The sequence below is a fragment of the Sphingosinicella sp. LHD-64 genome (assembly GCF_031157375.1).
Taxonomy (GTDB): Bacteria; Pseudomonadota; Alphaproteobacteria; order Sphingomonadales; family Sphingomonadaceae; genus Allosphingosinicella.
On sequence record NZ_JAVIFV010000001.1, the window covers coordinates 678,645 to 695,263 of the forward strand.

At 69.4% G+C, this 16,619-nt stretch carries 15 protein-coding genes; 3 read left to right on the plus strand and 12 right to left on the minus strand.

Annotated features, from left to right (window positions below; translation table 11 throughout):
* Positions 1-63: 63 nt before the first annotated feature.
* The 6 genes from RCO27_RS03270 to RCO27_RS03295 form a co-directional block, all read right to left on the minus strand.
* The gene (locus RCO27_RS03270; RefSeq protein WP_309001207.1) at positions 64-1,455 is read right to left on the minus strand and encodes an NAD(P)H-hydrate dehydratase; all 1,392 of its coding nucleotides are present in this window, start codon (positions 1,453-1,455) and stop codon (positions 64-66) included.
* A complete protein-coding gene (locus tag RCO27_RS03275) occupies positions 1,452-1,796 on the minus strand; it encodes a hypothetical protein (protein ID WP_309001208.1) in 345 nt (114 codons plus the stop codon). Before RCO27_RS03275 ends, RCO27_RS03270 begins: the two co-directional genes overlap by 4 nt.
* A gap of 19 nt (positions 1,797-1,815) precedes the next feature.
* Positions 1,816-2,529 carry an enoyl-CoA hydratase/isomerase family protein gene (locus RCO27_RS03280; RefSeq protein WP_309001209.1) on the minus strand — a complete coding sequence of 238 codons (714 nt, stop codon included), beginning with the start codon at positions 2,527-2,529 and terminating at the stop codon, positions 1,816-1,818.
* A 250-nt stretch (positions 2,530-2,779) separates the two neighbouring features.
* Positions 2,780-3,586: a 4-(cytidine 5'-diphospho)-2-C-methyl-D-erythritol kinase gene (locus RCO27_RS03285; protein ID WP_309001210.1), complete on the minus strand. Its 807-nt coding sequence runs from the start codon at positions 3,584-3,586 to the stop codon at positions 2,780-2,782.
* Between the two features lie 35 nt (positions 3,587-3,621).
* Positions 3,622-5,364 (minus strand): tetratricopeptide repeat protein, encoded by a 1,743-nt coding sequence (locus RCO27_RS03290; RefSeq protein WP_309001211.1) that lies wholly within the window; start codon positions 5,362-5,364, stop codon positions 3,622-3,624.
* Entirely contained in the window at positions 5,267-6,913 is a 1,647-nt protein-coding gene (locus tag RCO27_RS03295; protein ID WP_309001212.1) for an electron transfer flavoprotein-ubiquinone oxidoreductase, read from the minus strand. The genes RCO27_RS03290 and RCO27_RS03295 overlap by 98 nt, the downstream gene beginning before the upstream one ends.
* Positions 6,914-7,033: 120 nt before the next feature.
* Between RCO27_RS03295 and RCO27_RS03300 the strand changes: the two genes are divergently transcribed.
* The 3 genes from RCO27_RS03300 to RCO27_RS03310 all read left to right on the plus strand — a co-directional run bounded on the left by RCO27_RS03300 (position 7,034) and on the right by RCO27_RS03310 (position 10,888).
* Positions 7,034-7,738 (plus strand): uracil-DNA glycosylase family protein, encoded by a 705-nt coding sequence (locus RCO27_RS03300; RefSeq protein ID WP_309001213.1) that lies wholly within the window; start codon positions 7,034-7,036, stop codon positions 7,736-7,738.
* Positions 7,735-9,549, plus strand: coding sequence for a lytic transglycosylase domain-containing protein (locus tag RCO27_RS03305; RefSeq protein ID WP_309001214.1), 1,815 nt, complete (start codon positions 7,735-7,737; stop codon positions 9,547-9,549). The genes RCO27_RS03300 and RCO27_RS03305 overlap by 4 nt, the downstream gene beginning before the upstream one ends.
* A 262-nt stretch (positions 9,550-9,811) precedes the next feature.
* A complete protein-coding gene (locus tag RCO27_RS03310) occupies positions 9,812-10,888 on the plus strand; it encodes a PA0069 family radical SAM protein (protein ID WP_309001215.1) in 1,077 nt (358 codons plus the stop codon).
* 80 nt (positions 10,889-10,968) lie between these two features.
* Here RCO27_RS03310 and RCO27_RS03315 read toward each other — a convergent pair whose 3' ends face one another.
* The 6 genes from RCO27_RS03315 to RCO27_RS03340 form a co-directional block, all read right to left on the minus strand.
* On the minus strand, positions 10,969-11,757 hold the full coding sequence (locus RCO27_RS03315; protein ID WP_309001216.1) for a transglutaminase family protein: 789 nt from the start codon (positions 11,755-11,757) through the stop codon (positions 10,969-10,971).
* Between the two features lie 41 nt (positions 11,758-11,798).
* A complete protein-coding gene (locus RCO27_RS03320) occupies positions 11,799-13,412 on the minus strand; it encodes a glycoside hydrolase family 43 protein (protein ID WP_309001217.1) in 1,614 nt (537 codons plus the stop codon).
* Complete coding sequence (locus tag RCO27_RS03325; protein WP_309001218.1) at positions 13,409-14,659, minus strand: MFS transporter; 1,251 nt, start codon at positions 14,657-14,659, stop codon at positions 13,409-13,411. Before RCO27_RS03325 ends, RCO27_RS03320 begins: the two co-directional genes overlap by 4 nt.
* Before the next feature lie 81 nt (positions 14,660-14,740).
* Positions 14,741-15,229 (minus strand): pyridoxamine 5'-phosphate oxidase family protein, encoded by a 489-nt coding sequence (locus tag RCO27_RS03330; RefSeq protein ID WP_309001219.1) that lies wholly within the window; start codon positions 15,227-15,229, stop codon positions 14,741-14,743.
* A gap of 144 nt (positions 15,230-15,373) precedes the next feature.
* A complete protein-coding gene (locus RCO27_RS03335; protein ID WP_309001220.1) occupies positions 15,374-16,045 on the minus strand; it encodes an outer membrane beta-barrel protein in 672 nt (223 codons plus the stop codon).
* 287 nt (positions 16,046-16,332) lie between these two features.
* On the minus strand, positions 16,333-16,611 hold the full coding sequence (locus tag RCO27_RS03340) for a hypothetical protein (RefSeq protein ID WP_309001221.1): 279 nt from the start codon (positions 16,609-16,611) through the stop codon (positions 16,333-16,335).
* Between the last annotated feature and the right edge of the window lie 8 nt (positions 16,612-16,619).

A 16,619-nucleotide genomic window follows, 5' to 3' on the forward strand; every position in this document is an offset into this window, starting at 1 on the left:
ACCTGCCGTCCGCGGTCACCCCGTCCCCGCGCGCGGCGAGGCGGACGATTTCGGCGCCGCCGCTCACAGGCAGTCGATCAGCGCGGCCGGCAGATGGGTAACGAGATCGTCGGCGATCAGCGCCGGACCGGCCAGCTCCGCCGCGCGGGCATGAAGCCAGACACCGGCGCAGGCCGCCTCGAACGCATCGCGTCCTGCGGCACGACATGCGGCGATGGTGCCGGCGAGAACATCGCCCGTGCCGGCGCTGGCCAGCCAGTGCGCCCCGACGGCGAGGATGGCGGCGCGGCCATCCGGCGCGGCGATGACCGTGTCCGGCCCCTTGTAGACGATGACGGCGCCGCTCGCGGACGCGGCGGCACGGGCACGCTCGACCTTGCTGCCTCCGGCGCCATCGGGGAAGAGATCGCCGAACTCCCCCTCGTGCGGGGTCAGGATCGCCGCCCGATCGAGATCCTTCAGGTCGCCGGCCCCGCGCTCGGCCACGAGCCGCAGCGCCCCGGCGTCGAGGACGAGCGGGTGGCCGGAGGCAAGCACGGCCTCGAGCAATTCCCTGCCTTCCGCGTCCGCGATCATGCCGGGGCCGAGCAGCAGCGCGCCGATCCGGCTGTCGTCGAGGCGGGCGAGCGGATCGCCCGGTGTCTGGATGATCGCGGCCGGAACGCCGGCGACGAAGGTCCGCGCCTGGAGCCGCACCGCGCCGGCACCGGCCTTCATCGCAGCGGCCGCCGCAAGTGCGCTGGCACCGGCCATGCCGCCGGCGATCACGGTGACGAGGCCGCGCGAGAATTTGTTAGCGTCGGGGCCGGGCGTCTCGAGGTGTGGGCGAACGATCTCGCTCAACCGGCTTTCCGCCGCGATGCCGATGTCGGCCACGACGATCCGGCCCATATGGCGGGCGGCGGGCTGCAAAAGGTGCGACGGCTTCAGGGTCTGGAAGGTGACGGTGAGATCAAAGTCCGGAACCGGCGAGAGGATGGCGCCGTCGTCGGTGGCGACGCCGCTCGGCAGGTCGATGGCAGCACGGATGCGCGCCTTTCCGGCAAGATCGCACACTCGTTCCGACAGGGCGGAGTCGAGCGGACGTCCGAGGCCGGTCCCGAACAAGGCGTCGATCAGCAGTGGCGCAGATCTGGTGTCTGCAATGTCCTCCACCGGGCCATCCCAGCTAGCCCGGGCGGCCCGGGCCGCATCGCTTTTCGGCTCGCCGGTCGCGGCGACGCGGACCGGAACGCCGCGCGCCGCCAGCTCCCGGGCGACGACATAGCCGTCGCCGCCATTGTTGCCGGGCCCGCACAGGACGAGCGCCGGCGCCGGGCCGGCATAGCGCCAGATCGCTTCCGCGGCGCCGATCCCGGCGCGCTCCATCAGCGTTCCGACCGGCGTGCCGGCCGTGATCGCGGCCTCCTCGGCCGCGCGCATCTCGGCCGCCGTCAGGACGATGCGTCCGGTCATCTCGACTGGACCGTGGCCGGCAGGCGGAAAGCGTCGCCGCCGATCGCGACCTCGATCCGCCGATCGGAAAGCAAGGTGACCACCGCCCCTTCGGCGCCGTCCGCCGCCTCGACGCCGCGGCCGTCGCCGACGATCCGCAGGCGCCGGAAGCCGCCATCCGGCTTGCGCACCGTGAGATCGGCGCCATCGCGCTCGACCGTGCAGAAGCGCTCGAACTGCGCCGCGCCGCCGATCCGGCATTCGATCCGACCATCGTCTTCCACGGCGGCGGCGGTCTCGGAACTGCCGGCGGATTCCTGCACGCCGCAGGCCGTCAAGGCGAGGAGAAGAACCGGGCTCATCCGCATGCGCGCACCCCTATCATGTCCGCCGCCGGGCTTCGAGCCGTCGCGCCAGCTCCGCCCCGCCGAGCAAAGCATCGAAGCGTTCGTCCTGTGCCGCATCCTCCCGTACGCCGCGCACGGCCAGGCGGATTGCATGCTTCAGCGTGGCAAGGCTGTCGTCCGCGTTGGCGAGGATCGAGGCGATCGTCCCCTCCGCCTCCTCGGCGGACACGACGCAATCGACCAGCCCGATCCGCCGCGCCTTGGCCGCATCGATGCTGCCGGCCGTGTAGAGCAGGCGCGCCGCCTGTCCGGGGCCGACGAGCTCGACCAGGCGGTGCACGTCCTCCTGCGGATAGGAGATGCCGATCTTCGCCGGCGTGATTGCGAATTGCGCGACCGCGGTGGCGAGTCTCAGGTCGCAAGCCATGGCGAGCGCGACCCCGGCGCCGTAGCAGGCGCCATCGACCCATGCGATGGTCGGGATGGCAAGGCTCTGCAGCCGATCGAGTGCGCTGCGCATCGCCCGGCGGAAGCGCGCCGCCGCATCCGGCGCCATCGGAAAGTCGGCCAGGTCCGCGCCGGCGCAGAACGCGCCGCCCGCGCCGGCCACGACCAGCGTCCGGGCATCCTTCGCCTCATCGATCCGCGCCGCGAGCCTCTCCCACTCGACGGCCGGAATGGCGTTGCGCCGCGCGGGCCGGTCGAGGATCAGGCGGGCGAGTCCGTCGGCGATCTCGAGCTCGAACATCGCGGCCTTGTTGCCGCGCCGGCCGGGCTTTGTCGCGCACAAAAAAGGCCGGGTCGCCGTGGGGGCGCCCCGGCCATGAGGGGGCCGCGGCGCCCGTCCGGTGGAGGCGGGGACCGCGGGCGAATGTCGGCGCGGCAGAGCGCGCCTCGACTCGTTCCCACATCCCGAGCAAGGGCCGTGCCACGACGGAATCCTGCGGGACTTGATGGTTAACCGGCGTCTCCGGCTGTTCCGGACCGGGACTCGCGGGTCATCTGATACGAGTCGGCAGCATCCACCAGCCCTGCTGGCGATGCGCGATTTCCGCAGCGCACGCGTCGCGCAAGCCGGTGCAGTCGAACAGGCCGAAACAGGTCGCGCCCGATCCGGACATCCGGGCGACTCGAGCCTTCGACAATGCCTGCAACACCGCATCGATCTCGGGCACGAGCATCCGTGCGGGCGGTTCGAGGTCGTTGCGGCCCTCTTCCCAGCCGGCAAGCGGGCCGCGGTCGATGCCGTCCCAGGCGCGGAAGACGGCGGCGGTGGAGACCGGAACCCGTGGATTGACGAGCAGGAGGGGCGTGCCGGCGAGGCCGCTGAGGTCGAGCGGCTCCAGGATATCGCCCCTGCCCCGCCCGAACATGGTGCGGCTGTGGAGGCAGGCCGGAACGTCGGCGCCAAGCTTCGCCGCGATCGTGTGAAGGGCGGCATCGTCGACGTCCAGCGTCCAGAAGCGGCGCAGGAGCCTGAGCGTCGTCGCCGCGTCGGCCGAGCCGCCGCCGATCCCCGAGGCGATCGGGAGGCGCTTGTCGAGCGTGATCGCAGCCCCGGTGCGGACGTCACAATGCTCTGCCAGCGCGCGAGCGGCGCGGAGCACGAGATTGTCTCCCTCGCCGGCCAGCGCATCGGCGAAGGGACCGATGACCGTCAGCGAGAGGCTCTCGGCCGCCGCGACGCCGAGCGCGTCGCCCTCCTCGGCGAAGGCGAAAACCGTTTCGATGCGGTGATAGCCGTCCGGCTCCCGCGCACGGACGTGGAGAGCGAGATTGACCTTGGCGTAGGCGGTTTCCTGCACCGGCTAGCGGACTCCGGCGCCGGCCCCGGCGATGCTCACCGCGCCGCCAGTTCCGGCGTCATGCCCTGAGTGATCTTGGCGTCGAGACGGGTGGCGTCGTCGCCCTCGGCATAGACCCGGGCGGCGCGCCAGGCGTAGCGCGCCTCGGCCCGCCGACCGACGGTGTAATAGGCGTCGCCGAGATGCTCGTTGATCTCGGTATCGGCCGGGGCACCCTGCACCGCCTGCTCGAGCAGGGTGATCCCCTCGGCCCGCTCGCCCTTCAGGAACAGCGCCCAGCCCAGCGAGTCGGTGATCGCTGCATTGTCCGGTGCGCGCCGATGCGCTTCGCGGATCAGCCGCTCGGCCTCCAGCATGTTCTCGCGCCGAGAGAGCTGGGCATAACCGAGATAGTTGAGCACCAGCGGCTGGTCCGGCGCGAGGCTGTAGGCGCGTTCGAGGGCGGCGCGCGCCTCCGGCCACTGCCCGGCCTCGTCATGGGCGCCGCCGCGCATCAGCCACAAAGTCCATTCGGGATAGTTGCTGGTCGCGTCGTCGCGAACCGCGATGGCGCGGGCGAACGCGCCGGCGGCGTCGGCCGGACGATCGAGCGACATCAGCACCTCGCCGAGGCGGACCTGATCGGCGGCACCGGCCGTCTGCAATGCCGCGGCGGCCTCGGCCTCCCGCAGCGCCTCGGTCTTGTCGTCGCCGTCGACGAGGAGGCGGATGCGCTGGTCGCGCGCCACCGCGGCGAACGGATCGCCCGCTGGCACATTGGCGAGCATGGCGATTGCGGCGTCGTGCCGATCCTGTCGCGCGGCGAGTTCGGCGGCGACCATCCAGGTCTCGCTGTTCTCTGGCGCCAGCCAGGTGGCGAGCCGCGCCAACGTGGCCGAGACGGAGGCCAGCTCGTTGGAATTGAGATCGATCGACAGGCGGACGAGAAACTCGCCCATCCCGGCGGCCGGGGAGTCGATCGCGCCCGGCAGCTCCTGCCGCTGCGCGATACGCTCGCGGGCGATGCGGATCGAGGGCGCATCACCCTGCAGCAGGGTGAGCGCCGCCTCCCGGTCACGGCGGGCGATCGCGGCGGCGCCGGCGATGCGCAGGCGTGGCCCGCGGGGGCCCGCGCTCTGGGCGACCCGACCCAGTTCATCGACGCCTTCGCGGCGCCCTTGGGCCAGGAGGATCAGCGGCCGATGCTCGGCGGCATAGCCGGCGGCCGGCCCCTCGGTGGCCCGGCCGAGCTCGGTGATCGGATCGCCGCGGCGGGATCCATAAGCGAGCCAGGCGCGCAGCACCGGCGTCGCGAAGGCGAACAGCCGGTCGCGCTCGATCGCGTCGATCTGGACCTGCGCCGCCCGCCAGTCGCGGTTGCGGAAGGCATCGCCGAGGAGGAGGAAACGCACGTCGGGGAGCAGCGCGCCCTTCGCCTCCAGAACCCGGGCGGCACGCAGCGCGAGCGGCCAGTCGCCCGCCGTGACGGCATGGCCGAGCGCCTGGCCGGCGACCAGCTCGTTGTCCGGCGCCGCGGCGAGGGCGGCGGTGAAATCGGCGCTGGCCTGCTCGGTGGCGCCGGCCGAGGCGGCCGTGCGCGCCTGGGCGTAGGCGACGAGCGGCGAGCGGGACTCGACCCGCGCCTGCGCAGATGTGGCGGCGGTGAGGAGCGCGATGGCGAGCGCGGCGCGGGCACCCGGCTTACATATTGGGGTAATTGGGGCCTCCTCCGCCTTCGGGAACCACCCAGTTGATGTTCTGGGTCGGGTCCTTGATGTCGCATGTCTTGCAGTGGACACAGTTCTGCGCGTTGATCTGAAGGCGCGGTGAACCACCCTCCTCGACGAACTCGTAGACGCCGGCGGGACAGTAAAGCCGCTCCGGGCCGGCATATCGGGCCAGGTTCACCTCGACCGGGATCGCGGGATCCTTCAGCGTCAGGTGGATCGGCTGGTCCTCCTCGTGATTGGTGTTGGAGAGGAAGACCGAGGAAAGCTTGTCGAAGCTGATCACGCCGTCCGGCTTGGGGTAGGCGATCGGCTGCACAAGGTCCTTGCGCCAGAGCGTTGTGCTGTCGGGATGGTGCTTCATCGTGAACGGCAGGCCGATGCGGAGCTGGCGCATCCACATGTCGATGCCGGCGAGCATCGTGCCGATCGTGCCGCCCCATTTCGCGACCAATGGCTCGACGTTGCGTACCTTGTTGAGCTCCGTCGCGATCCAGCTCGCGCGCAGGTTCGGCTCATAGTCGGCCAGAACGTCGCTGCCCCGCTCCGCTTGGATCGCCGCGAAGGCGGATTCGGCGGCGAGCATGCCGGATTTCATCGCCGTGTGGCTGCCCTTGATCCGCGGCACGTTCACGAAGCCCGCCGTGCAGCCGATCAGCGCGCCGCCCGGGAAGGCCAGCGTCGGCACCGACTGCCAGCCGCCCTCGTTGATCGCGCGCGCGCCATAAGAGACGCGGCGGCCGCCTTCGAGGAACTGGCGGATCGACGGATGCTGCTTCCAGCGCTGGAACTCGTCGAAGGGCGAGAGATAGGGGTTCTTGTAGTCGAGCGCGACGACGAACCCGAGCGCCACCTGATTGTTGGCCTGATGGTAGAGGAAGCCGCCGCCCCAGGCGTCGGAGAGCGGCCAGCCCTGGGTGTGAATGACCCGGCCGGGCTCATGCTTGGCCGGATCGATGTCCCACAGCTCCTTGAGGCCGATGCCGTAGACCTGGGGCTCGCAGTCCCGCTCCAGCTCGAAGATCCGCTTCAATTCCTTGGTGAGATGGCCGCGCGCGCCTTCGGCGAAGAAGGTGTAGCGGCCGTGCAGTTCCATACCGGGCTGGTAGTCGGGCTTGTGGGTGCCGTCGCGCGCGACGCCCATGTCGCCGGTCGCGACGCCCTTCACCGATCCGTCGTCGTTGAACAGCACCTCGGCAGCGGCGAAGCCGGGGAAGATCTCGACGCCGAGCGCCTCGGCCTGCCCCGCCAGCCAGCGGCAGAGGTTGCCGAGGCTCAGCGTGTACGTACCCTTGTTCGACATGAAGGGCGGCATCAGGACGTGCGGGAAGCCCCATTTGCCCGTCCCGGTCAGCACCCAATGCTCGTTTTTGGTGACAGGCACGGTGAGCGGACTGTCGAGATCGCGCCAGTCCGACAGCAGTTCGTCGAGCGCGATCGGATCGACCACCGCGCCGGACAGGATGTGGGCGCCGACCTCGGAGCCCTTTTCGAGGATGCAGACGGAAAGCTCACGTCCTGCCTCATTGGCGAGCTGCTTCAGCCGGATGGCCGCGGCGAGACCCGCCGGACCCGCGCCGACGATCACCACGTCATAGGGCATCGACTCCCGTTCGCTCATCCGGACTCCCCTCGTCGCAAGCAGCCAACATCTCGCAGATAAACGGGGCGTTTCCGATTGACCAGCCCGGCGGGGACTGACTCTATACCTGCGGTTTTCACGGTGGGGGTTTCACGAGGCATGTCCTCGAGCCGGGCGGCAAGCGCCCTTTCCTGGTGGTCCGATGCGGGTGTGGACACGCTCGTCGACGAGGCGCCGCGCAACTGGCTGGCGCCGAAAGCGGCCGAACCGGCCGCCGTGCCCGGGCCGCCCCCGGCTCCGGCGCTTCCCGATGATCTTGAGGGCTTCCGCGCCTGGTTCGTCGATGGCGCGCGCCTGCCGCTCGGCGCACCCGCCGCGCCCCGTCTCGGCCCGGCCGGCGATCCCGCTGCGGGTTTGATGGTGCTGGTCGACATGCCGGGGCCGCAGGATGTGGCAGCCGGCCACCTCATCTCCGGCGCGCCGGGTGCCCTGTTCGAGCGGATGCTGGCGGCGATGACGCCACCGCTCGGCCGCGAGACGATCTACCTCGCCCCGCTCTCGCCGGTCCGCACGCCGACCGGCCGGCTCGACGCGGCGCAGGAGAAGCAGCTCGCCGAACTCGCGCGGCACCATATCGCGCTGGTGAAGCCCAAAGCGGTGCTGCTGTTCGGCGATGCCTGCGCCAAGGCGTTGCTCGGCGGTGCGGTCGCCGCCTCGCGGGGCCGCTGGCACGACCTGTCGACTCCCGCCGGGCCGGTTAAGGCGCTGGCAACCATTCGGCCGGAAAAGCTCGAGCAGCGGCCGAGCCTCAAGAAGATCGCCTGGGAAGATCTCCAGATGCTGATGGAAGGATTGACGGCATGAGCAAGCTGACCCGGATCGCGCTGGCCGCCGGCCTCGCCGCCCTGGCCATGCCCGCAATGGCCCACGACGCCGCGCCGACGCCCGCCGGCCCAGCGCGCGCCTTCGACGTCCCGGCCCAGCTCAACGGCTCCGAGCGCGAGGCTTGGCAGGCGGTATTCGCGGACCTGCGTGCCTCCAACTGGTCCTCGGCCTCGGCCCGGCTCGCCGCAATGCGCGAGGGGCCACTCAACGACGTCGCAACCGCGATGCTCTACACAGCGCCCGGCTCGCCCCGCGTCGAACTGGAGCCGCTGATGCGGCTGCTCGAACGCGCGCCGGACCTGCCGCAGGCGGCGGACCTCGCTCGCCTTGCCGCGACGCGCGGCGCGACCTCCTTTCCCGAAATCCCGCAGGCGCAACGCCTCGCCGGCCTTGCCGGCCAGCCGCGCCGTCAGCGCCCGCGCGCGATCCGGGGCGACGCCGTCGCCGACGCGCTGGAGCCGCGGATCAACCCCCTGCTCGTCGAGGACCAGCCATTCGCCGCGGAGAGCGTGTTCAACGAACGCAGCGCGGAGCTCAGCCCCGAGGCGCGCACCGCCTTCCAGCAGCGTATCGCTTGGGTCTTCTACCTGAACGGCTATGACCGCGACGCGCGGCGCCTGGCCGACATGGCGCGCACCGGCCCGACCGAATGGGCGACCCATGCCGACTGGGTCGCCGGCCTCGCCTCCTGGCGCATGCGGGATTGCGCGGCCGCCGCTGCCTATTTCGGCAATGTCGCGGCGCGCTCCGGCGACATCGAACTGTCCTCCGCCGGCCACTACTGGGCCGCCCGTGCCGACACTGCCTGCGGCCATCCGGAGCGCGTGCAGGCCCGGCTCCAGGCGGCGGCGCGGCAGGGCGAGACCTTCTACGGCCTGCTCGCCCAGAGCGCGCTCGGCGTCCGCCACGCTCCTGCCGCGCTCGACGCGCTGAGCGCCGAGGAATGGCGCAGCATTTCGAACGAGCGCAACATCCGCGCCGCGGTCGCGCTGGCCGAGCTCGGCGAAACCGAGCTCGCCGACGGCCTGATCCGCCATCAGGCCCGGATCGGCGGCTCCAGCCGGCACGAGGCGCTGCTGCATCTCGCCGCCCGCCTCAACCTCACCAGCTGCCAGATGTGGCTCGCCCATAACGGCCCGCGCGGCACCCGCACCGCGACCCACGATCGTTATCCGTCGCCGTCCTGGCGACCCCAGCAGGGCTGGCGCGTCGACCCCGCCCTCGCCTTCGCCCATGCCCTCCAGGAATCGAACTTCCGCCCCGAGGCCGTCAGCTCCGCAGGCGCCCGCGGCCTGATGCAGGTCCGGCCGGGCACCGGCGCCCATATGGCGCGGCTGAACGGCGGCAGCGTGACCGCGACGCAGCTCAACGTGCCGAGCATCAACATGGAATATGGCCAGACCTATCTCGAATATCTGCGTGACCGGCCCGAGACCGGCGGTCTCCTGCCCCGCGTGATCGCCTCCTACAATGCCGGCCCGCAGCCGGTGGGCCTCTGGAACAGCCGCTTCGACCAGAGCGATCCGCTCCTCGCGATCGAGACGATTCCGTACTGGGAAACCCGCGGCTACGTCCCGATCGTGCTCAGGAACTACTGGATCTACGAGGAGCAGAGCGCCGACCGCAGCACCAGCCGCCGCGCGTTTGTCCAGGGCCTGTGGCCGCGCTTCCCCGGCATGCGCGGCGCCACCGCCGTGCGCATCGCCCCGCGTCCGCAGACCCGGACCGCGATGACCTCCCCCTCGCCCCAGGCCGGCGGCGGCGCCACGACGCAGGTGGAGCCGGAATAGGCTCCAAACCACCTTTACCGCTCATCCTGAGTAGGGACTGAGCGAAGTCGAAGGCCCGTATCGAAGGACCCATCGAAGAGTCAGCGCGTCCTTCGATAATGAGCAGGTGAAACATGTCCCGCATGTTTCAGGATTGTCCGGGGGACAATCCGACCTGCTCATGGTTCGACAAGCTCACCGGCTACTCAGGATGAGCGATTTTTGTATCTGCATTGCATCAAATGTTCTTGATATGTTCCCATCGCGGGCCTAGAGTTTCGCTATGCCCCGGCCCGACGCGCGTCCCGGCCGGGGTGCGCCCGAAAACCGCACCCCGGACCGCTTCAACCTGCCCCAGCGCGAGGCCGACGGCGACTGGCTGGACGACCGGGAGACCCTCGACGGCGAGGCGCCGCCGCTCCGCACCACGGTCACGGTCGAGCATCCGCGCACGATCATCACCCGCAACCAGTCGCCCGACGTCGGCTTCGACCGCTCGATCAATCCCTATCGCGGCTGCGAGCATGGCTGCATCTACTGCTTCGCCCGGCCGACCCACGCCTTCCACGATCTCTCTCCCGGCCTCGACTTCGAAAGCCGCCTGTTCGCCAAGCCCGACGCAGCGAAACTGCTGCGCGCCGAGCTCGGCAAGCGCGGCTATCAGGTCCGGCCGATCGCGCTGGGGACGAACACCGATCCCTATCAGCCGATCGAGGGCAAATGGCGGATCACCCGTTCGATACTCGAGGTCCTGTCCGAGACCAACCATCCGGCGACGATCACCACCAAGTCGGACCGGGTGCTGGCGGACCTCGATCTGATCGCCGACATGGCCCGGCGGCACCTCATCGGCGTGGCGCTCTCGATCACCTCGCTGACGTCCGACATCGCCCGAACGCTCGAGCCCCGCGCCCCGGCGCCGCGCAAGCGGCTCGCGGCGGTGAAGGCGCTCGCCGCGGCCGGCGTCCCCGCCTATGTTTCGATCGCCCCGGTCGTGCCCGGCATCACCGACCATGAGCTGGAGCATCTCGTCGAAGCGGCGGCCGAGGCCGGCGCGATCGGCGTGTTCTACCTCCCCGTCCGCCTGCCGTACGAGGTCGCGCCTTTGTTCCGCGCCTGGCTCGACGAACATTATCCCGACCGCGCCGGCAAGGTGATGGCGATCATTCGCGAGATCCGCGGCGGCCGCGACAACGACCCCGATTTCTTCAGCCGGATGCGCGGCCAAGGCCCTTGGGCCGAACTTCTCCGCACCCGCTTCGACCGTGCGGTGCGCAAGCACGGTCTGAACCTCAAGCGCCGCCCGCTCCGCACCGATCTGTTCGCACCACCGGAAGGCGCGCAGATGCGATTGCTTTGAAGGTGGCTGAAGTCTGTTTTCGACCCCTGCGGGCGTTACGATGTACGGGTCTGCTTTTCACCCTTAGCGGGGCGGGTCGCTCAAGAATTCTCGACAATCCGATTCACCGCCACGCTCTGGCTGTTCATCACCGCCGTCCCGAAAATGGTCATGAACGCGATGTCGGTGGCGTCGCGGCCGATGCCGATGCGGGCGATGCCCTCGATCGGGGCGCGGCCGGTTGCGTCGACGAGGTGCCAGCCGTCGTCCAGCCACACTTCGACCAGCGCATGGAAATCGGGGGGATCGAGCTGCCAGGCGTAGGCGCCGACCAGCCGCGCCGGCACGCCTGCCGCCCGGGCGAAGCTGGCCAGCAGATGGGCATAGTCCCGGCAGACGCCGCGGCGGGCGACGAACGCATCCGACGCGGTGGTGCGCACGTCGCTGGAGCCCGGCACATAGTCCAGCTCGGTGCGGATCCAGTCCGCCATCGCGTCGATCCTGGCGCCCCCGTCGATGTGCCCGAAGCGCCGCTCGACGAAGCTTTCGAACCGGTCCGCCTCGCAATAGCGACTCGGCCAGATATAGGGCACGACCTCGGCCGGGAGCTCCTTCAGGGGCACGATTCCCAGCCGGTCGAGCGGGATCGACGGGCGCTCGATGTCGACCGTGGCGCGATAGGCGGCGCGCACTGCGCCCTCGGCGCGCAGCCAGGTGCGCTGACCGATCCCGTCCTCACCGGCGATCGGCCGCAGCGGTCCGGCACCGGCCACGGTCAGCAGGTCCCCGATCAGGGTCTGGTCGGGCAAAGGTGCGACCTCGACCGCCAGCAGCACGTCGGCGGCCTCGGGAAAATGATAGTCGAGAGCGACGTCGATCTGGAGGCGCATCGGGAGACCTTGGCGGGGAATCGTTACGGAGCGAGGACGTTTCAGTCCGCGGCCGGTTCCGCCCGGTAGGCGCGCTCGCGATAATCGAACCAGTCGAAGTCGGCCGGAGCGCCGGTGCCGGCCATGTCCTGGCAGGCCATGCCGACGAACGCGCCGGTGAAATTGGGCGCGCCGGGCACAGTTGCCTCATCGGAGAGGATCGAGGCGTCGAACCGTTCAGGAAGCCAGGTCCAGCCACCCTGCCCTTCGACACGGAACGCGAAGCGCAGTCGCTCGTAATCGACCTCGACGCGCAGCTCGATCCGGCCCGGCGGAATCGGGATCGGTGCGGTGAAGGCGTCGGCCTGTGGCGAATCCGGCAGCACCGACATGACGCGGACGTGGCGGCCGATGTCCTCGTCATTGGAGACGTGGAGATAGTGGAACTTGGCGCCGTTATAGTAGCAGACGAGGCCGGCGGCCTGCTGGAAGTGAACGGGGTCGAAGTCCATCGCGCAGGCGGCGGAACAGCAGAAGGCTTGCTGGCGCCGGGCGACCAGCGCCTGGGAGAACAGGCTCCCGATCGTCTCGCGGCCGTAGAGCCGCAGATGGCCTGGCCGGGCGGAAAGGCTGAAGATTGCCCCGGGTTCGGGCGTGCGCAGCCACTGGAAGTCGATCGGCAATTCGGGATCGTCGAAGTCGTAGCGGATGGACACGGACGGCTCCGTCTCGACTTCGACCACGGGAATACCTTCCCCATCCAGCGTATACAGCCAGCCGTCCTCGCCCCAGCGCATCTGCTGGATCGCGGTCTCGCGGCCGAGCACGCAGCGGCCGCGATTGGGCAGAGGGCGGCCGCAGAGATAGACCATCCAGGTCTCGCCCTGCGGCGTCTCGATCAGGTCGGCATGGCCGGCGCGTTGGAGCGGCACGTCGGGACGGTCGCGGCTGCTCAGGACATACATGTCGGGATGAAGCTCATAAGGGCCGGCGATGTCGCGGCTGCGCGCCATGGTCACCGCATGGTTCCAGCCGGTGCCGCCCTCGGCAGTGATCAGATAATACCAGCCGTCGCGGCGATAGAGATGCGGCGCCTCGGTGAGGCCGAGCGGGGTGCCTTCGAAGATGAGCTTGCGCGTGCCGACCAGCGCCCCGGCCTCGGGCGAATATTCGTGGAGGACGATGCCGGCGAAGCGGTTGCGGCCGGGACGGTGATCCCAGAGCATGTTGACCAGCCATTTGCGGCCGTCTTCGTCGTGGAAGAGCGACGGATCGAATCCGGAGCTGTTGAGAGGAACGGGGTCCGACCAGTCGCCGTCGATCGTCTCGGCGGTGACGAGATAATTGTGGAAGTCGCGTAGGGAGGCGCCCGAGGCGCCGCCGACCGTGGTGCGGCCGTAGCGCTTCGCGTCGGTGTAGACGAGGTGGAACCTCTCGCCGTCATGGCTGAGGCAGGGCGCCCAGACGCCGCAGCTGTCCGGATCGCCGCGCAGGTCGAGCTGGCTTTTGCGGCGGAGCGGCCGGGTTAGAAGGCTCCAATTCTCAAGGTCGCGGCTGTGGTGGATCTGGACGCCGGGAAACCATTCGAAGGTCGAGGTGGCGATGTAATAATCCTCGCCCACCCGGCAGATCGACGGGTCCGGATTGAAGCCGGGCAGGATGGGATTGCGGATCATGCGGGATCCGGCGCCTTCACGAGGGTCCAGAGCAGCACGGCGGCGATCAGATCGAGCAGTCCCAGGGCGATGAAGAACGGCGCGTAGCCGATCGAGGCGACCAGCCCGCCGATCAGCAGCGAGAAGATCAGCACGCCGAGATTGGCGAGCGTCCCGGCCATGCCGGCGACCGTGCCCAGCTCGTTCTTGCGGAAGAGGTCGCTCGCCATGGTGATGCAGGTGACCGACAGGGTCTGGTGGGCGAAGCCGCCGAGGCAGAGCAAGGCCACGGCCAAATAGGCGCTCTCGACCGTGCCGACGAACATCATCCCGGTCATCAGGAGCGCGCCGAAGGTAAACGTCCAGCGCCGCGCGTCGACGAGGGATATCCCGCGCCGCTCCAGCCAAAGCACCAGTGCCGGTCCGAACAGGCAGCCGAGGTCGGCCGCGACGAAGGGCAGGAAGGCGAACAGCGCGATCTCGGCGAGATCGAAGCCGCGCACGGTGACGAGATAAAGTGGCATCCAGAAGGTCAGCGTCCCCCACGTCGGGTCGGCGAGGAAGCGGGGCAGCGCGATGCCCCAGAAATTGCGCCGACGCAGCAAGGAGAGAACCGGCGGGCGGGCCTCGGTCGCCTGGATGTGTGCCTCCTGGCCCAGGAAGATATGGTCGCGCTCCGCCTCGCTGACGCGGCGGTGGCGCTCCGGCGGCTGGTAGAAGGTCAGCCACAGCAGCACCCAGACGAACGCCAGCGCGCCCGCGATGAAGAAGGCGGCGCGCCAGTTCCACATCAGGATCGCGAAGGCGACCAGCGGCGCCGCCAGCGCCGATCCGGCCGAGGCGCCGAGATTGTAGATGCCGCCGGCAAAGCCGCGCTCGCGCGCCGGGAACCATTCGGAGACGACCTTGAGCCCGCCGGTGTGCGAGGTCCCTTCCGAAAAGCCGAGCAGGCCGCGTGCCGCCGCCAGCCATTGCCAGTTGGTCGCGAAGCCGTGGGCGACGGTGAACACGCCCCAGCCGGTCGCGAACAAGGCGAGGCCGACGCGCAGGCCGATTACGTCGAGGATGTAGCCGACCACCGGCTGCAGCATGATCCCGGCCTGAAAGGCGGCGGTGATCCAGCTATATTGCCGCTCGTCGATCGCAAGATCGGCCATCAGCGTCGGCGCGGCGACGGCGAGCGTGCTGCGGGTGAGATAGTTGACGATCGTGCCGAGCATCACGATCGCGATGATCCACCAGCGCAAGCCCCGGATCCGTCTCGCCATCCGCATCGCCTCCCCGGCGGGCGGCTCCGGCGCCCGTCATGTTAGCGCTCACATTAGCGGCTTGGCCGAGCCTGTCCAGCGTCAGGCGAGATCGACTTCGGCGACCTTGTCCCGATAGTCCTTCTTGGGATCGGCCCCGAGCAGCAGCTTCACGCCGGCGAACAGGCTGTTCTCGTTGAGCCAGATCTGGGCGCCCGCCGGATCGAAGCGCAGCAGCTGCAGCTTGGGATCGTCCTTGCCGCCCTCGAACCAGGCGGCGACGAAGCTGTTCCAGAGGCGATCGACCGCCCCGCGGTCGTCGCTCGGACTGAGCCGCCCTTCGACCGACGCGAAGAGATCATGCCCCTTGGAGGCGAACTGGAGCACGGCCGCGCCGCCCGCCCCGAGCGCGCGGACCAGATCGACGTCCTTGGCAGTGAAGAACCAGATCGCGCGCGACTCGCCTTCGTCGAGCAGGGCGGTCATCGGCTGGGCGTGGCCGTCGCTGCGACCGGCGAGGCCGAGCATGACGGTCTTGTCGTCTTCCAGCGCGCTCCAGAATCTGGCTTCAATGTCGCGTGAGTCGGGCATGTCGCTCTCCCATAGAAAAAGTGTTGGGAGAGCAAACAGTTGGCGCAGGAGGCCGGTTCCCGGATGCGAAAGAGGGAGGCCCGGGGGGCGGACCTCCCTCTCCCCTGTTGGAGCGGCCACCGGCATGGCCGCCGCCCCCCAACCCTAGAAGCGAAAGCCGATCCCGGCCAACGCCTGATGCCGATTTGCCCCGATTCGCGCGGTCAGCGGATCGTCCTCGTCGCCGAACGCGTAATCGAAGCTGCCATAGTCCGTATAGACATATTCGGCCTTCACGTAGAGATTCGGGTTGAGCGCGACCTCGAACCCGCCGCCGAGATGATAGCCGCCGCGGTTGCGGTTGAAGGCGACGAGATCGTTGTCGTCATCCTCGACATCGCCGTCATAGTCGAAGCGCAGACGCCCGTTGGAATAGCCGCCCTTGGCGTAGACGAGCACGCTTTCGCCGAGCACGAATCCGGCGCGCAGGCCGGCGGTCAGGTTGCGGCCGGTCTCGACGCAGCCGAGATCGTCGCCCAGCACCTCGCCGCACAGCTCCGCCTGCGAGAAATCGAGACCGCCATAGGCGCCGATCACGAAATTGTCGCCGAGCTGCAGATCGTAGCCGATCTCCGCACCATAGGCGATCGCATCGTCGTCATTGTCGACCGACAGCGTTTCGTCCGCATCGTCGGGATCGGGGAAGGTCGCGTCGACGCCGGCGCTGTCCCAGCCGACCCGGACCTCGCCGCGCACGCCGGAAAAATTGCCGTCCTGGGCGAAGGCCGGGACAGCCGCCGTCGCCGCCAGCAGGGCGGCGAGATATCGGATTTTCATCAATCTACTCCTGAAACGATCGTCATGCTCCCGATCGCCGCGGCCCGCGGCGGCAGGACGGTGCGCGCAGCGGAGGGACCACCACACGCTTCCGTCCCCACAAGCGCCGGTGCGCGGGCCGCGGCGCCCCGTGCGGGAAAGGCTGCTCCGCCCTTCCCCGCGACAGGGGTCTCGGTGAGCGGTTCCGGTGTGGGGGGTGGGAAACCGGAACCTGCCCTCTAGACGGCGCGGCCCCAGGAAACCCGCAGCAGGAAATTTCGGGGGTGGTCAGCCGGGTCGGATCGCGATCAATCCTTCATGAAGTCCGGACGCATCCGCCAGCCGAGCGCCAAGGCGATTAGGAATGCGACGAGAACCGCACCCCATTGCAGTATTGGGAGAAACAGGAAGCCGATCGATGCGGTCGAGTTGCCATAGGCATAGACGCCATATGTGAACCAGGCGGTCCACAGGATCAGCGCGAACTCGAATACCAGAAAGAGAAGCGCTCCAAGCCGTGTCGGCGAGGCCCGGACAAAAGCTGCGATGGCGATTGCTGGAGCCGCGATCCAGGGCGCGCCGATCAAGGCACCGA

Coding starts and splice junctions, on each gene's coding strand:
- RCO27_RS03270 (WP_309001207.1), bottom strand. CDS start 1,455: ATGACCGGACGCATCGTCCTGACGGCGGCCGAGATGCGCGCGGCCGAG.
- RCO27_RS03275 (WP_309001208.1), bottom strand. CDS start 1,796: ATGAGCCCGGTTCTTCTCCTCGCCTTGACGGCCTGCGGCGTGCAGGAA.
- RCO27_RS03280 (WP_309001209.1), bottom strand. CDS start 2,529: ATGTTCGAGCTCGAGATCGCCGACGGACTCGCCCGCCTGATCCTCGAC.
- RCO27_RS03295 (WP_309001212.1), bottom strand. CDS start 6,913: ATGAGCGAACGGGAGTCGATGCCCTATGACGTGGTGATCGTCGGCGCG.
- RCO27_RS03300 (WP_309001213.1), top strand. CDS start 7,034: ATGTCCTCGAGCCGGGCGGCAAGCGCCCTTTCCTGGTGGTCCGATGCG.
- RCO27_RS03305 (WP_309001214.1), top strand. CDS start 7,735: ATGAGCAAGCTGACCCGGATCGCGCTGGCCGCCGGCCTCGCCGCCCTG.
- RCO27_RS03310 (WP_309001215.1), top strand. CDS start 9,812: ATGCCCCGGCCCGACGCGCGTCCCGGCCGGGGTGCGCCCGAAAACCGC.
- RCO27_RS03315 (WP_309001216.1), bottom strand. CDS start 11,757: ATGCGCCTCCAGATCGACGTCGCTCTCGACTATCATTTTCCCGAGGCC.
- RCO27_RS03320 (WP_309001217.1), bottom strand. CDS start 13,412: ATGATCCGCAATCCCATCCTGCCCGGCTTCAATCCGGACCCGTCGATC.
- RCO27_RS03325 (WP_309001218.1), bottom strand. CDS start 14,659: ATGGCGAGACGGATCCGGGGCTTGCGCTGGTGGATCATCGCGATCGTG.
- RCO27_RS03330 (WP_309001219.1), bottom strand. CDS start 15,229: ATGCCCGACTCACGCGACATTGAAGCCAGATTCTGGAGCGCGCTGGAA.
- RCO27_RS03335 (WP_309001220.1), bottom strand. CDS start 16,045: ATGAAAATCCGATATCTCGCCGCCCTGCTGGCGGCGACGGCGGCTGTC.